General features: G+C 67.5%; 17 protein-coding genes. 11 read left to right on the top strand and 6 right to left on the bottom strand.

Going from position 1 to position 17838, the window contains the following annotated elements:
* Positions 1-60 precede the first annotated feature (60 nt).
* The 3 genes from ACSQ9I_RS26820 to ACSQ9I_RS26810 are packed head-to-tail and all read left to right on the top strand — an operon-like array spanning position 61 to position 3965.
* Entirely contained in the window at positions 61-1884 is a 1824-nt protein-coding gene (locus ACSQ9I_RS26820; RefSeq protein WP_436315107.1) for a glycosyltransferase, read from the top strand.
* A complete protein-coding gene (locus tag ACSQ9I_RS26815) occupies positions 1881-2900 on the top strand; it encodes a glycosyltransferase family 2 protein (RefSeq protein WP_436315106.1) in 1020 nt (339 codons plus the stop codon). The genes ACSQ9I_RS26820 and ACSQ9I_RS26815 overlap by 4 nt, the downstream gene beginning before the upstream one ends.
* 15 nt (positions 2901-2915) lie before the next feature.
* Positions 2916-3965: a glycosyltransferase family 2 protein gene (locus ACSQ9I_RS26810; RefSeq protein WP_436315104.1), complete on the top strand. Its 1050-nt coding sequence runs from the start codon at positions 2916-2918 to the stop codon at positions 3963-3965.
* Positions 3966-3976: 11 nt separating this feature from the next.
* Here ACSQ9I_RS26810 and ACSQ9I_RS26805 read toward each other — a convergent pair whose 3' ends face one another.
* A complete protein-coding gene (locus ACSQ9I_RS26805; RefSeq protein WP_436315102.1) occupies positions 3977-4732 on the bottom strand; it encodes a glycosyltransferase family 2 protein in 756 nt (251 codons plus the stop codon).
* A gap of 44 nt (positions 4733-4776) precedes the next feature.
* On the opposite strand from ACSQ9I_RS26805, the gene ACSQ9I_RS26800 reads away from it, so the two are divergent.
* Positions 4777-5871, top strand: coding sequence for an MraY family glycosyltransferase (locus ACSQ9I_RS26800; RefSeq protein ID WP_436315101.1), 1095 nt, complete (start codon positions 4777-4779; stop codon positions 5869-5871).
* 43 nt (positions 5872-5914) lie between these two features.
* Positions 5915-6808, top strand: a complete 894-nt coding sequence (gene argB / locus ACSQ9I_RS26795) for an acetylglutamate kinase (RefSeq protein WP_436295659.1) — start codon at positions 5915-5917, stop codon at positions 6806-6808.
* Positions 6809-6817: 9 nt separating this feature from the next.
* Here the strand turns inward: argB and galE are convergent, their stop codons facing one another.
* The gene (galE, locus tag ACSQ9I_RS26790; protein ID WP_436315100.1) at positions 6818-7837 is read right to left on the bottom strand and encodes a UDP-glucose 4-epimerase GalE; all 1020 of its coding nucleotides are present in this window, start codon (positions 7835-7837) and stop codon (positions 6818-6820) included.
* A gap of 124 nt (positions 7838-7961) precedes the next feature.
* Here galE and slmA point away from each other — a divergent pair, with 124 nt between their 5' ends.
* Positions 7962-8609, top strand: coding sequence for a nucleoid occlusion factor SlmA (gene slmA / locus ACSQ9I_RS26785; protein ID WP_093108487.1), 648 nt, complete (start codon positions 7962-7964; stop codon positions 8607-8609).
* Positions 8610-8726: 117 nt separating this feature from the next.
* Positions 8727-8951: a catalase-related domain-containing protein gene (locus tag ACSQ9I_RS26780; protein WP_436315099.1), complete on the top strand. Its 225-nt coding sequence runs from the start codon at positions 8727-8729 to the stop codon at positions 8949-8951.
* A gap of 15 nt (positions 8952-8966) precedes the next feature.
* Here ACSQ9I_RS26780 and ACSQ9I_RS26775 read toward each other — a convergent pair whose 3' ends face one another.
* Both ACSQ9I_RS26775 and ACSQ9I_RS26770 read right to left on the bottom strand, forming a co-directional pair.
* Positions 8967-9473 (bottom strand): BON domain-containing protein, encoded by a 507-nt coding sequence (locus tag ACSQ9I_RS26775; RefSeq protein WP_436315098.1) that lies wholly within the window; start codon positions 9471-9473, stop codon positions 8967-8969.
* A gap of 32 nt (positions 9474-9505) precedes the next feature.
* A complete protein-coding gene (locus ACSQ9I_RS26770; protein WP_436315096.1) occupies positions 9506-10306 on the bottom strand; it encodes a hypothetical protein in 801 nt (266 codons plus the stop codon).
* Positions 10307-11106: 800 nt separating this feature from the next.
* On the opposite strand from ACSQ9I_RS26770, the gene ltrA reads away from it, so the two are divergent.
* The gene (gene ltrA, locus ACSQ9I_RS26765; protein WP_436313884.1) at positions 11107-12477 is read left to right on the top strand and encodes a group II intron reverse transcriptase/maturase; all 1371 of its coding nucleotides are present in this window, start codon (positions 11107-11109) and stop codon (positions 12475-12477) included.
* 111 nt (positions 12478-12588) lie between these two features.
* On the top strand, positions 12589-13224 hold the full coding sequence (locus tag ACSQ9I_RS26760) for a LysE family translocator (protein WP_436315095.1): 636 nt from the start codon (positions 12589-12591) through the stop codon (positions 13222-13224).
* Here ACSQ9I_RS26760 and ACSQ9I_RS26755 read toward each other — a convergent pair whose 3' ends face one another.
* Together ACSQ9I_RS26755 and ACSQ9I_RS26750 are read right to left on the bottom strand one after the other, a co-directional pair.
* Entirely contained in the window at positions 13225-14259 is a 1035-nt protein-coding gene (locus ACSQ9I_RS26755) for an L-idonate 5-dehydrogenase (protein ID WP_436315094.1), read from the bottom strand. It abuts the gene before it with no gap.
* 17 nt (positions 14260-14276) lie between these two features.
* Entirely contained in the window at positions 14277-15050 is a 774-nt protein-coding gene (locus tag ACSQ9I_RS26750; protein ID WP_093103729.1) for a glucose 1-dehydrogenase, read from the bottom strand.
* Positions 15051-15304: 254 nt separating this feature from the next.
* Here ACSQ9I_RS26750 and ACSQ9I_RS26745 point away from each other — a divergent pair, with 254 nt between their 5' ends.
* Both ACSQ9I_RS26745 and ACSQ9I_RS26740 read left to right on the top strand, forming a co-directional pair.
* Positions 15305-16513, top strand: a complete 1209-nt coding sequence (locus ACSQ9I_RS26745) for an aspartate transaminase (protein ID WP_436315093.1) — start codon at positions 15305-15307, stop codon at positions 16511-16513.
* A 112-nt stretch (positions 16514-16625) separates the two neighbouring features.
* The gene (locus ACSQ9I_RS26740) at positions 16626-17831 is read left to right on the top strand and encodes an ABC transporter substrate-binding protein (RefSeq protein WP_212733643.1); all 1206 of its coding nucleotides are present in this window, start codon (positions 16626-16628) and stop codon (positions 17829-17831) included.
* The last annotated feature ends 7 nt before the right edge of the window (positions 17832-17838 follow it).

Below are 17838 nucleotides of genomic sequence, written 5' to 3'. Positions count from 1 at the left end.
TCGCAGAACAAGACCCTCTTCGCGCAAGCAACTGCCCTGCGGCAGTCAACCAGTTGGCGCGTGACCAAACCCTTGCGCTGGTTCGGCGAGCGTGTGCGCCGCGTTCAGCACGCCCTGCGGGGCCCAAGGCCGGGCGGCAGCTACGCGGAATGGATCGCGGCCTACGACACCCCGAGCCGCGCCATGCGCGCGGACCTGCGGCGCACGGTCGCCGGCTGGCCGTCGCGGCCCATGATTTCGGTGCTCATGCCGAGCTACAACGGCCATCCGGCCTGGCTTCGCCAGGCAATCGAATCGGTGCGCGCGCAGATCTACCCGACCTGGGAGCTCTGCATTGCAGACGATGCCTCGACCAGCGAAGAGGTCCGCTCCCTGTTGCAGCGCTACGCGCGCAGCGATCCAAGAATCAAGGTCGAATTCCGCGCGCGCAACGGCCACATCTCCGCCGCGTCGAACAGCGCGCTGGCGCTTTGCTCCGGCGAATGGATCGTCTTGCTCGACCACGACGACCTGCTGCCTCCGCATGCCTTGTATTGCGTGGCCCGCGAGATCGTCGAGCACCCCGATGCACGCATGATCTATTCGGACGAGGACGTGATCGATGCCGAAGGGCGACGCGACGGCCCCTATTTCAAGCCCGACTGGAATCCCGACCTCTTCCGCTCGCAAAACCTGTTCTCCCACCTCGGCGCGTACCAGAAGCAGTTGGTCGAGGAGGTTGGCGGCTTTCGTGAAGGTCTGGAAGGCTCGCAGGACTACGACCTGGCGCTGCGATGCATGGAGCGCGTGGAGAGCACGCAGATACGGCACGTGCCGCGCGTGCTCTACCACTGGCGTGCGCACGAGCAGAGCACGGCGCAGTCATCCGATGCAAAGCCCTACGCGCAGCTTGCTGCCGAGCGCGCATTGAACGAGCATTTCCAGCGCCTGGGCTTGAAGGCAGTGGCCGAGACCGTTCGCGAAGGCTACTGCGTGCGCTATGCGCCGCCCGAGCTGCCGCCCCTGGTGTCGCTGATCATTCCGACCCGCAATGCCGCGGCGCTGGTGCGTCAATGCATCGAGAGCATCGTCGACAAGACCACCTACCCGCACTACGAGATCCTGCTGGTGGACAACGGGTCGGATGACCCCGAGGCGCTGGCCTACTTCGCAAGCCTGGGCGCGCAATCGGGCTTCACCGTGATCCGCGACGTCCGGCCTTTCAACTATTCGGCGCTGAACAACCACGCCGTCGCCCGCGCGCGGGGCGAACTCGTGGCCCTGGTCAACAACGACATCGAGGTCGTCTCGCCCGAGTGGCTGGGCGAGATGGTTTCCCTGGCGCTGCAGCCCGGCGTCGGCGCGGTAGGCGCGAAACTGCTGTTCCCCGACCAATCGGTGCAGCATGCCGGCGTGTTGCTCGGGGTCGGCGGCATCGCGGGCCATGCCCACAAGCACTTCGAGGACTGGCGGCCCGGGCACGGCGGCCGCGCCCAGCTGATCCAGTCCTTCTCGGCCGTGACGGCCGCTTGCCTGGTGGTGCGCAAGAGCCTCTACGAGCAGCTCGGCGGCCTGGACGAAGTCAACCTGGGCGTGGCTTTCAACGACGTCGACTTCTGCCTGCGCCTGCGCGAGGCCGGCTACCGCAACGTGTGGACGCCGTACGCCGAACTGCTGCACCACGAGTCGGCTACCCGCGGCACCGACGTCGAGGCCGAGGCGCGCGTGCGGCTGGACAAGGAGGCAGCCTACATGCGGGAGCGCTGGGGCAACATGCTGGCGGCGGACCCTGCCTACAACCCCAATCTCACGCTCCATAACGAGAACTTCGGCCTGGCCTGGCCGCCGCGCGTTGCGCCGCTCGACGCCCCGCTTCGGATACACAGTCCGGAGGCTCGGCCATGAGCACGGCAGAAGAAGCCGCCGCGCCCGCGCTCCGCGTCTCCGTCGCCTTGTGCACCTACAACGGCGCGCGCTTTCTGCGCGAGCAGGTGCGTAGCATCTGCCTGCAGGTCCCGCCGCCGGCCGAGATCGTGCTCTCCGATGATGCATCGCGTGACGATTCCGTCGCCGTGGTGCGTGCGGCCGTCGAGGAGTGCCAGCGCGAGCGGCCGGGGCTCCAAGTGCCGCTGCGCGTGCTGCAGAACGCTGTGGCCTTGCGCGTCACCAAGAATTTCGAGCAGGCTATCGGAGCCTGCATCGGTGAACTGATCGCCCTCTCCGACCAGGACGATGTGTGGCTGCCGGGAAGGCTCGCGCGCATGGTGTCGGAATTCGAGGCCCGGCCGGGGCTGCTCCTGCTGCATACGGATGCGCGCCTGGTGGGTGCCAATCGCGAAGATCTGGGCCAGACGCTCTTTCACGCCCTGGAGGTGCAGCCCTTCGAGGCCGAGCGCATCCATGGCGGGCGGGCCTTCGATGTCTTCCTTCGCCGCAATCTGGTGACGGGCGCAACCACCGTCTTCCGCCGTTCCCTGCTCGCCCAGGCGATGCCCTTGCCGCCCGAATGGGTGCACGACGAATGGCTGGGCATCATCGCCGCCGCCGTCGGGCAGGTCGACATGCTGGAGCAGGCCTGGATCGAATACCGCCAGCACGAAGCCAACCAGATCGGCGCGCGCCGCGATTCGTTCGCCGGCAAGGTCCGCAAGGCGCTGGCTTCCAGGGGGCGCATTCACGTCGAACGCGCCATCAAGGCCGAGATCCTGCTGGCGAGGTTGCTCGAATTCGGCGACCGCGTGGCGCCCGAGACCATCGAGAAGGTGCGCGGCAAGGTGGCGCACCAGCGCTTCCGCGCGGCGCTGCCCGCGTCTCGCATCGCGCGTTGCCTGCCGGTGCTGCGCGAAGCCATGACCGGCCGCTACGACAAGTTCGGCCGCGGCGTGCGCGGCGTGGTGCGCGACCTGTTCGAATCCGTGTAGACAACAATGAACCCCATGAACGCTTCGCCCGACACGCCGACCGATCAGCCCGCGCGGTGGCCCAGCGTCGCGGTCGTCATCCCCTTCTACAACGGCGCCGATTTCATCGAGCGCTCGGTGAAGAGCGTGTTCGAGCAGACGGTGCCGGCCGCCGAGGTGATCGTCGTCAACGACGGCTCGCGCCCCGAAGAGCGTGCCGCGCTGGATGCGCTGGCGCTGCGCTATCCCTTCCGCATCGTCGACAAGGAAAACGGCGGGCAGGGCTCGGCGCGCAATGCCGGCGTCGCGGGTTCCACTTCGGACTATCTCTGCTTCCTGGATCAGGACGATTTCTACCTGCCCAACCACATCGAGACCCTGGCGTCGGCCATCCCGGCCGGTGATCGGCTGTTCGGCTTCGTCTATGCCGACGTCTACGAGGCGCATGCCGACGGCAAGACCATCCGCACCGGCGTGGTGAAGGAGCATTCGACGCATCCGAAGCGCGATATCTTCGAGCTGCTGCGCGAAGACATGTTCGTGCTGCCCTCGGCGGCGCTGGTGAGCCGCGAGGCCTTCGAGGCCGTGGGCGGCTTCGATCCGCAGTTCATGGGCTACGAAGACGACGATCTGTTCCTGCGGATCTTTCGCCAGGGCTACAGCAACCATTTTGTCGATCGGGCCGTGACGGTGTGGTGCATCCACACGGAGAGCACCTCCTTCAGCATCCGCATGGTCAGAAGCCGTTTCAGATATTTCAAGAAGCTGCTGGCCATGTTCCCCGACGAGCCGCGGCGAAACCGCTTCTACCTTCGCGACTACCTGGTGCCAAGGTTCGGCCAGGTGTTCGTGGACGAAGCGATCCAGGCCATCAAGCTGCGGCATGAGCATCAGGAGGAAATGCGCGCCCGTTTCACGGAGTACGTGGAGATCGTGCTTTCCAATCCCTATGTGGGCCGCCGGATCAAGCTCAAGATGCGCGTGATTGCCTTCCTGCTCGAACACGATTCGCCCGCCCTGGTAAGGCTCATAGCCGCCGTGACGCGGCTGCCCGGGCTGCGAAGCCTTCGGCGCCTGGCTCGCTAGCCGGCATCCGCTCAGGGGCGGGGCGAATGCATCCGCCGATAGCGCCAGAAAGGCCGCGACAGCCAGACCTTGAGCAGGCTCGTCACATGCCAGTACAGATGCCGCAGGCTCGTTCGGCTGGCGCGCTGCGCATCGTGCAGCGCCGTCAGGTCCTCCGCCACCTGCAGCTTCCAGCCGGCAAGCCGCGTGCGCGCGCAGATGTCGAAGTCCTCGCCGTACATGAAGAAGCGCTCGTCGAAGCCGCCGACCTGGCGGTAGGCCTCGCTGCGGAACAGCATGAAGAGGCCGGGTATCCAGTCCGGCACCAGCGGTCGCACATAGTCCGGCCGCTTGCGCCGCAGGATTTCCAGCGGCGTGATGATCGTGCGGTGCTGCTCGGGCTCGCTCTTGCCGGGCTCGAGGATGCGCGGCGTGAGCAGGCCGCTGTCGGGCGCCGCCTGCGCGATCAGCGGCGCCAGCACGTCGCGGTCGAAGCGGATGTCCGGGTTGAGCACCAGGAACCAGGGCGTCGTGCAGCGATCGAAGGCCTGGTTGTGGTTGGCGCCGAAGCCCAGGGGGACCGCGTTCTGGATGCGTTCGATCTCGAAACCCCAACTGGCGCCCGCCAGCAGGTCGGGCTCGGGGATGTTCTGCGTGAGCACGACCTTGGCCGTGAGCGCGCGGCTGAAGCGGTCCAGCTGCTCGAGCAGCGGGCGCACCAGTTCGAGCTGACCATGGCTCACGATCGAGACGGTAACGGCGGGCGAGGAGGAGGGGGATGTGGACATGGTCTAATTTCGCTCGGGGATTCTAGGGTTCCCGATTTCCATCCATGCTTACCCTGATCGTCATCAGCTTTCTCGTCTCCGCCATTTCGGTGCTGTTCTTCATGCGCCGGGCGCGCCGCCATGCGCGGCGCTACGGCACCGACATGCCGCAGCGCTTCCACAAGGGCCACGTGCCGCGGCTGGGCGGCGCCGGCATCTTCCTCGGCACGGGGGCCGCGTGGCTGGTGGCCGGCATCGGCTCGGACCCGTTCAACGTCTCGTGGCCGCTCAAGGCCTCCGCCTTCACGCTGCTGTGCATCGCGCCGGCCGTGCTGGGCGGCATCATCGAGGACCTGACCCAGCGGGTCTCGGTGCGCTACCGGCTCGGGCTCACCATCGGCTCGGCGCTGCTTTTGTGCTGGCTCCTCGGCCTCGGCGTCTCGCGCACCGGCATCGGCTTCGTCGACGGCTGGCTGCAGGCCTGGCCCTACGCGGCGATCCTGTTCGCGGCCTTCGCCATCGGCGGCCTGCCGCATGCCTTCAACATCATCGACGGCTACAACGGCCTGGCCGGTACCGTGGCCGTGCTGGTGTGCCTCGCGGTCTCGCACGTGGCGCTCCAGGTCGGCGACCGGCAGCTCGCCGCCATGGTGATCTGCCTGGTGGGCGCGACGGCGGGCTTCCTGGTCTGGAACTACCCGCGCGGCAAGATCTTCGCCGGCGACGGCGGCGCCTACGTCTGGGGCATGGTGATCGCCATCGCCGTGGTGACGCTGGTGCAGCGGCATCGCGTCGTCTCGCCCTGGTTCCCCATGCTGCTGCTGATCTACCCGGTGTGGGAGACGGTGTTCTCCATCTACCGCAAGCTGGCGCGCGGCCAGTCGCCGGGCGACGCCGACGCGCTGCATTTCCACCAGCTGATCTTCCGGCGCATCGTCCGGGTGGCCCTCGCGGACGACGAGGCCCGGCAGCTCTTGGCGCGCAACAACCGCACCTCGCCCTACCTGTGGATCTTCGCGGCGCTGACGGTGGTGCCGGCCGTGCTGTTCTGGAACAACACGCCGATCCTGATGGCCTTCTGCGCGCTGTTCGTCGCCACCTACGTCGCTGCCTATCTGATGATCGTCCGCTTCAAGGTCCCGCGCTGGCTCCGGCCCTGAGTTCCGTCACAATCCGCCGCATCCGTCTACTCCACCGCCGACCATGACCGATCCCGTCCTCAACATCCCCCCGCGCGACAAGGCCGAGATCCTGGCCCAGGCGCTGCCTTACATCCGCAAGTTCCACGGCAAGACCATCGTCATCAAGTACGGCGGCAACGCCATGACCGATCCGGCGCTGCAGGCCGACTTTGCCGAAGACGTGGTGTTGCTCAAGCTGGTCGGCATGAATCCGGTGGTGGTGCACGGCGGCGGCCCGCAGATCGAGGCGGCGCTCAACCGGCTCGGCAAGAAGGGCCACTTCATCCAGGGCATGCGCGTGACCGACTCCGAGACCATGGAGGTGGTCGAGTGGGTGCTGGCCGGCGAGGTGCAGCAGGACATCGTGGGCCTGATCAACCAGGCCGGCGGCAAGGCGGTGGGCCTCACCGGGCGCGACGGCGGCCTGATCCGCGCGCAGAAGCTCAAGATGGCGGACCGCAACGATCCCAACCTGCATCACGACGTCGGCCAGGTCGGCGACATCGTCTCGATCGACCCGAGCGTGGTCATCGCGCTGCAGGACGACGCCTTCATCCCGGTCGTGAGCCCGATCGGCTTCGGCGAGGAAAACGAGAGCTACAACATCAATGCCGACGTCGTGGCAGGCAAGCTCGCCACCGTGCTGAAGGCCGAGAAGCTCATGCTGCTCACCAACACGCCCGGCGTGCTCGACAAGAACGGCAAGCTCCTGACCAACCTGAGCGCGCGCGAGATCGACGACCTGTTCGCCGACGGCACCATCTCCGGCGGTATGCTGCCGAAGATCGAAGGCGCGCTCGATGCCGCCAAGAGCGGCGTCAATGCCGTGCACATCATCGACGGGCGCGTGCCGCACGCGATGCTGCTGGAGATCCTCACCGACCAAGCCTACGGGACGATGATCCGTGCGCGCTGAACGCGCGCCTCAGCTCTCGTAGCCCCTCGGATTCCCCTGCTGCCAGCGCCAGCTGTCCGCGCACATCTGCTCCAGCCCGCGCTGCGCGCGCCAGCCCAGCGTGGCCTGCGCGAGCGAGGGGTCGCCCCAGTAGGCTGGCACGTCGCCCGGCCGGCGCGGGCCGATCTCGTAGGCGATGGTCTTGCCGCTGGCGCGTTCGAAGGCCTTCACCACCTCCAGCACCGAGGCGCCCTGGCCGGTGCCCAGGTTGAGCGTGACCAGGCCGGGCTGCTGCTCGGCATGGCGCAGCGCCGCCACGTGGCCTTCGGCCAGGTCCATCACGTGCACGTAGTCGCGCACGCCGGTGCCGTCGGGCGTCGGGTAGTCGCCGCCGTGCACCGCGAGCTTGTCGCGCAGCCCCACGGCCACCTGGCAGACGAAGGGCATCAGGTTGTTGGGCTTGCCCTGGGGATGCTCGCCGATCAGGCCGCTCTCGTGCGCGCCGACCGGATTGAAATAGCGCAGCAGCGCGATGCGCCAGGCCGGGTGCGCATGCTGCAGGTCGGCCAGGGCCTGCTCGACCATCCGCTTCGAGTGGCCGTAAGGATTGGCCGGCCTGAGCGCCGCGCTTTCCGGGATCGGCGAGCTGTCGGGGTCGCCATAGACGGTGGCCGAAGACGAGAAGATCAGCGTGCGCACGCCCGCCGCCTGCATCGCTGCCGCCAGCACGAAGCTGCCGTGCACGTTGTTGTCGTAGTAGGTGATCGGGTCGGCGACCGAGTCGCCCACCGCCTTCAGGCCCGCGAAGTGGATCACGCCGGCGATCGCCTGATCGCGAAACAGCTTGTCGAGCAGCGCGCGGTCGCGCACGTCGCCTTCGATGAAGCGCGGCGCGGTGCCGATGATGCGCGCGAGCCGGTCGACGACGCGCGCGTCGCTGTTGCCGAGGTTGTCCAGAATCAGCGGCGTGTAGCCGGCCGCCGCCAGTGCCACGCAGGTGTGGCTGCCGATGAAGCCGGCCCCGCCGGTCACGAGAATCGTCGAACCCATCGTTTTTCTTTCGCTGATTGTGTGAAAAAAGCCCAGCCATTCTGCGCGACGTACAGTGCATGCCCAGTAGGCACGCGCTCACTGCGCTGTGCGAGAATCAATTTTTTACATTTTGCACGCGCCCATGCAGAACGATGAGACAAGCGCCTCGCGCGCTGAAGACAGCAGTTCAGGTCCGGTGGCCGTACCGACGCGCAAACGCCCCAAGCCGGGCGAGCGGCGCGTGCAGATCCTCCAGGCCCTGGCCGCCATGCTCGAACAGCCCGGCGCCGAGCGGGTGACGACCGCGGCGCTCGCGGCGCGGCTCGACGTGAGCGAAGCCGCGCTGTACCGCCACTTCGCGAGCAAGGCCCAGATGTTCGAGGGCCTGATCGATTTCATCGAGCAGAGCGTGTTCACGCTGATCAACCAGATCACCGAGCGCGAGGCGCCGGGTCACGAGCAGGCCGCGCGCGTCGTCGCGATGCTGGTGCAGTTCGCGGAGAAGAACCCGGGCATGACCCGCGTGATGGTCGGCGATGCGCTGGTCTACGAGAACGAGCGCCTGCAAAACCGCATGAACCAGTTCTTCGACAAGATCGAGTCCACCTTGCGCCAGTCCCTGCGCGGCGCGGCAGCGGCCGATGGCTCGGCCACGCCGAGTGTCGATGCGCAGGTGCGCGCCTCGACGCTCACCGCCTTCGTGGTCGGCCGCCTGCAGCGCTTCGCGCGCTCGGGCTTCCGCCGTGCGCCTTCCGAGCATCTGGAAGCCGCGGTCGCCTTGATGCTCTAAAAAACCGTTCGGGCTGAGCTTGGCCTGTCCTCAGCTTGCCGAAGGGTCGAAGCCGGGGCGAGCCCTTCGACAAGCTCAGGGCGAACGGGGGTTCGGCACTATTGCCGAGATAGGGGGATGGACGAGGCGGCCAAGAGCCGCCTGGTCGCCAGCATCGCCGGCAGCTTGGGCGCCGTGACGCGCCAGGACATCATCGACCGCGCGGTCAACCACTTCCGCCAGGCCGATGCCGACTACGGCGAGCGCGTGCACAACGCGGTGCGTGCCGTGCAGGCGCGCATCAAGGGCGAAGAGGTGACGATCCAGGTCGGCAAGCCGGCGCACGCCGAGAGCCGGAGCTGATCGAGGAGCGCGGCCTCAGTTCGCCGCGGTCACCTCGAGCCGGTTGTCGACCGAGCTGACGCCCTTCACGGCGCGGGCGATGGTCTCTGCCCGCGCCTTGGCTTCGGTGCTCGGCGCGGGGCCGGCGAGCTGCACCGTGCCGGCGTTGGTGCGCACGTCGATGCGCCGGGCGCTCAGCTCGGGATCGCGCGCCAGCGCGGCCGTGACCGAGGCCGTGATCGCGGCGTCGTCCGTCTTGGCGGTCAACGCGTCGCCGGCGTTCTTCAGCGCATTCTTGGCCGCCGCGACGTCCCGTTTCACCTCGGGCGACTCGAAGTAGGCCTTGGTGTTGTCGCGCGCCTTCTCCGCCAGCTCGGCGGCCTTGCGCGCGGCGGCCACGGTCGCGTCCTGCGTCTTCTCCACCGCGGAGTCGACTTTTCTTTCGGCGCTCTGCTTGCCCGCCTGATCGCTGCACGCCGCCAGCGACAGGATGGCGCCCGCTGCGCACAGCGCCAGGGCCGGTTTGAGTTTCTGCAAGGTCACCGTCGTTCCTTCCGCCCCCTTGCCCGCGTGGCTCAATTGCCCAGAAACAGATTGCGGCGCGCTTCGTCCTGGCGGCGCTGGCTCAGCGGCTTCTTGCACTGCGGGTGGTGGGCACTGCCGGGCTGGGCGCAACGGTTGTTGACGCAGACGGCATGCGCAATGAAGTTGCGTCCATCGCACAGCGCCAGCGGGCCCGGCGCCGAGCGCCGGAAGCTCGCCGCCCGCTGTTCGGGCGGCAGCGCCGAAGTCTTGCGCACGGTCTGGGCGTGGGCGCGCGGCTCGCGCTTCAGCGTGGGGCTTGCCGCGGGAGGTGCCGGCTGCTCGTCGACGAACACCGCGGCCTTCGGGTTCTCGCCCGAGGAGGTGGCGTGGAGGCTCGAAGCCATCGCCGGGAGCGCGACTGGAAGCACGCTGGGCGCAGCCACCGGCGTCACGGCCGGGGGCGAGGTGGCCGTCGAAACCGGTGGCGGCTCCACCGTCGTGCCGCCGCCGTACCAGAGCCCGAGCAAGGCGAGCATTGTGGCCAGCGCCGCGGTAAAGCCCAGCACCGAGACCGCGAGCGTCAGCACGGTAGGCGTGCGCTCGTCGTCGATGCCCGGCGCGTGCGAAGCGTTGTCCGCGACGGCACCCGTCGCGTAGAAGGCCGGCAGCTTGCCCGCGCAGCCTTTGCAGAAGAGGGCCGAATCCCGGTTGATGGTCCGGCAGGTCTCGCACACCACGGTGGTCGACGGGTCGCTGTGCAGCAGCACCCTCGACAGGTCGATCAAGCCCCCGAATGCTTCTGCAGACACGGGGCCGGGCGGGGAGACGACGTTGGCGGTGAGGGCGGTCATGATGAGATCGAGTCAGTGCATGGATGAGATACCTGTTCCCGAAAAAGCCGGGCTCCTTCTCTTCGCCAAGGAGCTCGACCACAGAACGAATTAACGAAGCCTTGTTGCAACACCAACTTCGGAAAAGCGCCGCAGCAGATGTAGGACGGAAGCCTGCAACGAAGAGTTGCAAAAGAAGCCCTTGATCGCGCGCTTCGGCTAAGCTGCGCCGCATGGTGCGTCGTGACGCGAAGAACGAACTGACTCCGAAGGGGGAAGGGACCGACTTTGCTTGCTGCGCCTGTCCAACGGGTGCAAGTCCCGTCCCGGTAAGCGTCGGTGCGCCGGGTAGCAGACCCCAGGTGGAGCGGGGAGACCCGGCCGCCCGAGCGGGGTGTCAAAAGCCCGTGAAGCAGCTTGAGCTGTTCAGCGGGGAGCAAGCACGCGGGCCGCAACATGAAGTGAAGCCTGCAGCCTCGACAGAGTTACAACCCGCAGGCCGAGCCGATCATGTCGCGGCGAAGGCAACATCGGGCGCGCTTGAACCGAACGGTGCGCAAGACTGCGGCGGGGTATGGGGAGCAGCACGTGTGCAAGGACAGGAGCGGAACACGAGAGAGCCGTCTGCGCGGCCCGGGTCGGGGCAAGCGCGCTCGTATAAGCCCAAGGCGAAATCGAGACGTGCGCAGCGGCAGTCCGAGGGGATCGTAGTACTGCACGGTGGGGCGCAAGCTGCACCGACGAAGGCCGCGCGGCATAACGCGGCTGGAGGGAAGGGTCCCTGCGGTGGACATGCTGGGGATGCGGGTAAGCGCGAGGGAATGGCCGGCCTGACCGGACCTAAAGACCCCGTGGGGCGAGAGCCCCACGCCAAAGTGCGACAACTGCAAAGACAGCTCTGGGCCGCAGCCAAGCGGGCACCGGGTAGGCGTTTCCACGCGTTGTACGGCCAGATTTGCAGGGATGACATCCTGCAGGAGGCGTGGAGGCGAGTGAAGGCCAACCGAGGCGCAGCCGGAGTGGACCGCCAGAGCATCGATCAAATCCAGCAGTACGGGGTTGATCGCTTCCTGGGCGAAATTGCGGCGACGCTGAGGGCGGGCGACTATCGTGCGCAAGCCGTGCGGCGCACATACATACCGAAAGCCGATGGAAGCGCGAGGCCGTTGGGAATCCCCACGGTGCGAGATCGGGTAGTGCAAATGGCGGCCAAGCTGGTGCTCGAACCCGTGTACGAGGCGGACTTCCTGTCCTGCTCATACGGGTTCAGGCCCAGGCGCAGTGCCACGCAGGCCCTGGAGGAGCTGAGGAAACTCGGAGCCCGAGGCGGCCAGTGGGTGCTGGAGGCCGACATCCGCGACTACTTCGGCAGCATCGATCACGGCAAGCTGATGAAGCTGGTGGAGCGGCGCGTGTCGGATGGGCGCATGCTCAAGCTGCTGCGCCAGTGGTTGCAGGCGGGGGTGTTGGAAGAAGGCGCCGTGCGCAGCGCGGCGGCCGGAACGCCGCAAGGCGGGGTGATCTCGCCGTTGCTGGCCAACATCTACCTGCACGTACTGGACCAGGTGTGGACGAAACGGTGTGCCCATCTGGGCACGCTGGTGCGCTATGCGGATGACTTCGTGATCATGTGCCGCAATGGCGCGGACTGCGAAGAAGCCCGCGAGCGCATTGGCCACATCATGCAGCGGCTGGGGCTTGAACTGCATCCGGGCAAGACGCGCGTGGTGGAGCTGACGCAGGGCAAGGAAGGCTTCGACTTCCTGGGCTGCCATCTGCACAAGCGCATGAGCGGGCGAATCTGGCAGAACCAGGGCCTGCGCAGGTACTACCTGCATCGCGGGCCCAGCGGGCGAGCCATGAACCGCATCCGCGAACGCGTGCGGCAGATAACGCCTCGGGGGCGCTGTCATCAGGATGTGCGAAGCGTCATCGCTGAGCTCAACCCGGTGCTGCGCGGTTGGGGTCAGTACTTCCAAAGCGGCAACGCCGCGCGGCAGTTCGGCGCGCTGGACTCCTTCGTGGTGCGCCGGCTGCGCAAGCTGCGCGTCGCGCGCAAAGGGCGCAACCTGCGTCCTGGCGAAGCTCCCGGCTACTCGCGTGAATACTTCGAAGCACTCGGTCTGTATCGCCTGCGCGGAACCATCCGCTACCCGGCGCATTCCCTCTTGCACAACAAGGGGGTCGCGTAATGCTGCGAGCCGACAGTCCACCGGTAAGCCGTGTGCGGGAAATCCGCATGCACGGTTTGAACGGGGGCGTTGGCTCTTCGATTCAACATCCATAAGAGCCAACGTCTACCAATGAATACCGCAACCCTGCTCGTCTTCGCTTTCGTCGCGCTGGTGGCCATCGCCACGCCCGGCCCCACCGTGCTGCTCGCACTCGCCAACGGCTCGCGTTTCGGCGTGCGACGCTCGCTGCCCGGCATGCTGGGCGCAGTCGCTTCCGACTTCGTGCTCGTGGGCGCGGTGGCGCTCGGTCTCGGCGCCTTGCTGGCGGCGTCGGAGTTCTGGTTCTCGGTGCTCAAGTGGGTGGGCGCGGCCTACCTGGCGTGGCTCGGCATCCGGCTGCTGCGCTCGCAGGGCGGGCTGGACCTCTCGCGGCCCGAAGGCGAGGTGCCGAGCGGCGCGACGCCGCGCGCCATCTTCGCCAAGTCCTTTCTGGTGGCCGTGACCAACCCCAAGGGCTATCTTTTCTGCTCGGCGCTGATGCCGCAATTCATCGATCCCGCTGCAGCCCAGTGGCCGCAGTACGCCGCCATCAGCATCGTGTTCGCGGGTCTCGACTTCTCGGTGATGCTGGCCTATGCCGTGATCGGCGCGCGCGCCGTCAAGCTGCTGCGGCAGCGTGCGGTGCTGTGGCTGGACCGCTGCTGCGGCGGCGCGCTGCTGGCGTTGGCGGGGTCGCTGGCCTTCTATCGGCGCAGCGCGACCTGATCAATCGAAGTTCAGCAGCACCTTCATGGCCTGCGAGCGATCGGCCGCCAGCGCAAAGGCGCGCGCCGAGTCGCGGTAGGACAAGGTCGCCGAGATCAGCGGCTTCACATCGACCAGTCCCTTGTTGAGCAGCTCCACCGCCACCGCGAACTCCTCGTGGAAGCGGAAGGCCCCGCGCAGGTCGAACTCCTTGGCCACGATGGTGTTGATCGGGAGCTGCATCTCGCCGCCCAGCCCCAGCTGCACGATGATGCCGCGCGGGCGCAGCGCATCGAAGGCGCCGACCAACGCGCGCTGGTTGCCGCTGGCTTCGAACAGCACGTCGAAATGCCCCTTGCCGGCCGTGAAGCGCGCCAGGCCATCGGGCTCCTCGGCCACGTTGACGACCTCGTCGGCGCCGACTTTCAACGCCTTGCCCAGCGTGTGCGCACCGACGTCGGTGGCCGCGATGTGGGTGGCGCCCGCGCGCCGCGCCGCAATGATGGCCAGCGCGCCGATCGGCCCGCAGCCCGTGACCAGCACGCTCTTGCCGAGCAGCGGGCCCGCGCGGCGCACCGCATGCAGCGCGACCGACAGCGGCTCGGCCATCGAGCCCTCGCCGTCGCTCACACTGTCGGCCAGCCGATGCGCCTGCCAGTGCTCCACCACGATCTGCTGGCGGAACGCGCCCTGCACGTGCGGCGTGCGCATCGCACTGCCGTAGTAGCGCATGTCCAGGCAATGGTTCTGCAGGCCCTGCTGGCAGTAGCGGCACAGCCCGCAGGGCCGGCTCGGGCTGATGGCGACGCGCTCGCCGGCCGCAAAGCCGCCTGCACCGGCGCCCACGGCCTCGATCACGCCGGCCACCTCGTGGCCCAGCACCATCGGCTCCTTGATGCGGATGGTGCCGAAGCCGCCATGCTGGTAGTAGTGCAGGTCGGAGCCGCAGATGCCGCCGCAGCGCACGCGCACGCGCAGCTGGCCGGGGCCGAGTTCGGGGGTGGCGACTTCTTCGACGCGCAGGTCGCCGGGGGCGTGGATGACGAGTGCTTCCATGGCTGATTCCTTGTTGTCTAGAGAGTGGCAGTGACGCCGCCGTCGACGTACAGGATGTGGCCATTGACGAAGTTGGAGGCATCGCTCGCGAGGAACACCGCCGCGCCGACCAGGTCCTCCACGTCGCCCCAGCGGCGCGACGGCGTGCGCCCGACCAGCCAGGCGGTGAACTCTTCGTTCTTGACCAAGGCATCGGTCAGCTCGGTCTTGAAATAGCCCGGCCCCAGGCCGTTGACCTGGATGCCGTGCTGGCCCCAGTCGATCGCCATGCCCTTGGTCAGCATCTTCACTGCGCCCTTGCTGGCGGTGTAGGGCGCGATGCCGGGGCGGCCGAGCTCGCTTTGCACCGAGCAGATGTTGATGATCTTGCCGCGCTGTCGCGGGATCATCCGGCGCGCCACCGCCTGGCCGACCAGGAACACGCTGTCGACGTTGGTCTTCATCAGCTCGTGCCAGTGCGCTTCCTCGAACTGGTCGAGCGGGCCGCGGCGCTGCATGCCGGCGTTGTTGACGAGGATGTCGATGGCGCCGATGTCGGCCTCGATGCGCTCGATGGCCGCGCCCACCGCCTCGCCCGAGGTCACGTCGAAGGCGGCGGTGAAGACGCTGAAGCCTTCCTCGCGCAGCCGTGCCGCGGCCTGTTCGAGCTTGTCGGCGCTGCGCGCGTTGAGGATCACCCGCGCGCCGGCGCCCGCCAGTCCACGCGCCAGCGCGTAGCCGATGCCGGCGCTGGAGCCGGTGATGAGAGCGGTGCGCCCGCTGAGGTCGAAGCTTTTGAGGACGGGATTCAAGGCGGTGTCTCCATCAAGGTGCGTGTGTTGCGTGGCCGAGTAGCGAAGTATCGCTTCGCCGATCGCGAATGAGCGCAACGGTATGCAAGCCCGCCGGCCGCGACCAAGACGAGATCGCTCTGGCTGTATAGCAAAAGCTTATGCGGGGCGCGCAGGCCCATAAGCGGATGCGACACCCCTAGAGCAAAGCCGTCTTGGCTTCCGCGCCGGGACAGGCCTACCGTTGCGAATATCGCCACCGAAGAGGAAATCCCGTGAGCCCGTCCCGCATCTCGACGCGCATCCGCCGCATCAAGCCGTCCCCGAGTAGCGCCGCTGCAGATCGTTTTGCCGAGTTGCGCCGGGAGGGCCGGGACATCATCAACCTGGCGATCGGCGAGCCCGATTTCGACACGCCGGCCCACATCCGGCGGGCCGGCTGCGAGGCGATCGAGCGCGGCGAGACGCGCTACACCCCGGTCGCCGGCACCCTGGCCTTGCGCGAGGCGATTGCGGCCAAGCTCCAGCGCGAGAACGGCCTCGCCTACAGCCCGCGCGAGATCATCGTCACCTGCGGCGCCAAGCATGCGCTCTTCAATGCGCTGTCGGTCACGGTGGAGGAGGGGCACGAGGTGATCGTGCCCGCGCCGTTCTGGGTGTCTTACCCGGACATGGTGCTGGCCTGCGACGGCACGCCGGTGATCGTGGCCTGCCGCGAGGAGGACGACTTCCGTCTCACGCCCGAGGCGCTCGAGGCGGCGATCACGCCGGCCACGCGCTGGCTGGTCTTCAACTCGCCGACCAATCCGACCGGCACCACCTACACCGGCGCGCAGCTGCGCGCGCTGGCCGACGTGCTGCTGCGCCACCCGCAGGTGATGGTGCTGACCGACGACATCTACGAGCACATCCGCTTCGACGACGTGCCGCCACGGCACCTGCTGGCCATCGAGCCGGCGCTGCGCGACCGCACCCTGGTGGTCAACGGGGTGTCCAAGACCTATGCGATGACCGGCTGGCGCATCGGCTATGCGGCCGGCCCCGCCGACATCATCGCGGCGCTGGACATGCTGCAGTCCCAGTCCACCAGCGGCGTCTCGTCGGTGAGCCAGGCGGCGGCCGTGGTGGCGCTGAATGCCGAGCCCACCTTCCTGCCGGAATGGGTGGCGACCTACCGCAAGCGGCGCGATACGGCATTGCGAATGCTCAACGCCATCCCCGGCATCCGCGCCCGCGCGCCCGGCGGGGCCTTCTACCTGTACCCGCACTGCGGCGGGCTGATCGGCAAGCGCACGCCCGAAGGCAAGACGCTGGCGACCGACAACGACGTGGTGATCCACCTGCTGGAGGCCGGCGGCGTGATGGTGCTCGCGGGCACCGCCTACGGGATGTCGCCCTACTTCCGCATGTCGACCGCCACCAGCGTCGAGCAGATCGAAGAGGGCTGCCGGCGCATCGCCCGCGCCGTCGCGCAATTGCGCTGACGTCGCACCCCATCAAGAACGCTTATACGTGAAGACGCATGACGTATTGGCCCGCCGGCAAGGGCCTTCCTATCATTCTTCCAACCCCTTTTTCATTGATTGGAGCACTGCGATGAGCTGCCACCCCACGACAACGACGAACATGCGCGCCGCGGCCTGGATGGCGCTCGTCGCGCTCTCCGGTCTTTGCGCCTTCACGTCCGCGCGCGCACAGGGCGCCGACACCTTCAAGATCGGCATCATCAGCCCCATGAGCGGCCCGAACGCGCGCTACGGCGCCTTCGCCAACAAGGGCGCCGCGCTCGCCGCCAAGGAGATCAATGCCGCCGGCGGCGTGCTCGGCAAGAAGATCGAACTGGTGAGCGGCGACAGCCAGTGCGTGCCGGCCGAAGGCGTGGCGGCCACGCAGCGCATGATCAGCCTGGAGAAGACGGCGATCATCATCGGCGACGTCTGCAGTTCGGTGACCCTGGCGATGCAGCCGATGGTGGAGGAGTCGAAGGTACTGCTGGTCAACGCGGCATCGTCCAACCCCGACATCACCCACAAGGCCGGCGTCGGCGGCTTCAAGTGGACCTTCCGCAACTACCCGACCGACGAGGTGCGCGCGGCCACCGTGCTCGAGTACGCCGCCAAGACCAAGGGTTTCAAGAAATACGCGGTGCTCTCGGTGGACAGCGACTACGGCCGCGGCGCGATCAAGTTCACCAAGCGCTACCTGCCGAAGTACGAGGGCGCGGAAATTCTCAGCGAGGACTACTACAAGGATTCCGAGACCGACTTCCGCTCGGTGCTCAGCAAGATCCGCCGCTCCGGCGCGCAGGCCATCATCCTCTACGGGCAGGCCGACACCACGCCGATCATCGCGCGCCAGATGCTCGAACTGGGCCTGGCCGGCAAGGTGGCGCTGGTGGGCAACGGCGAGTTCAATACCAAGGAAACCATCGCCGCGGCGCCCAAGGTCATGAACGGCGCGGTCGAGGCGGCGGCCTGGCTGCCCGAGGTGCCGGCGCCGCGCAGCCTCAAGTTCGTCGACGACTACCAGAAGGCCCATGGCGGCGAGATGCCCAACAACCACGCCTACACGCACTACGACACGCTGCAGCTGATCGCGCAGGCCATCAAGAGCGCCAACAGCCTGAAGGGCGAGGACGTGCGCAACGCGCTCGCCAAGATCAAGTACGACAGCCCGATGGGCATCGTCACCTTCGACGATCACAACCAGGCCGTGCTGCCGATGGTGCTGCTGGAGATCACCGACGGCAAGCCGGCCATCAAGGGAACGATCACCACCAAGATCGACTACGCGGTCAAGTGAAGCGCCG

Source organism: Variovorax sp. LjRoot84 (genome assembly GCF_964254305.1).
Taxonomy (GTDB): Bacteria; Pseudomonadota; Gammaproteobacteria; order Burkholderiales; family Burkholderiaceae_C; genus Variovorax.
The sequence above is the reverse complement of the archived record's forward strand: the minus strand, read 5'-3'. Positions and strand labels throughout refer to the sequence as shown.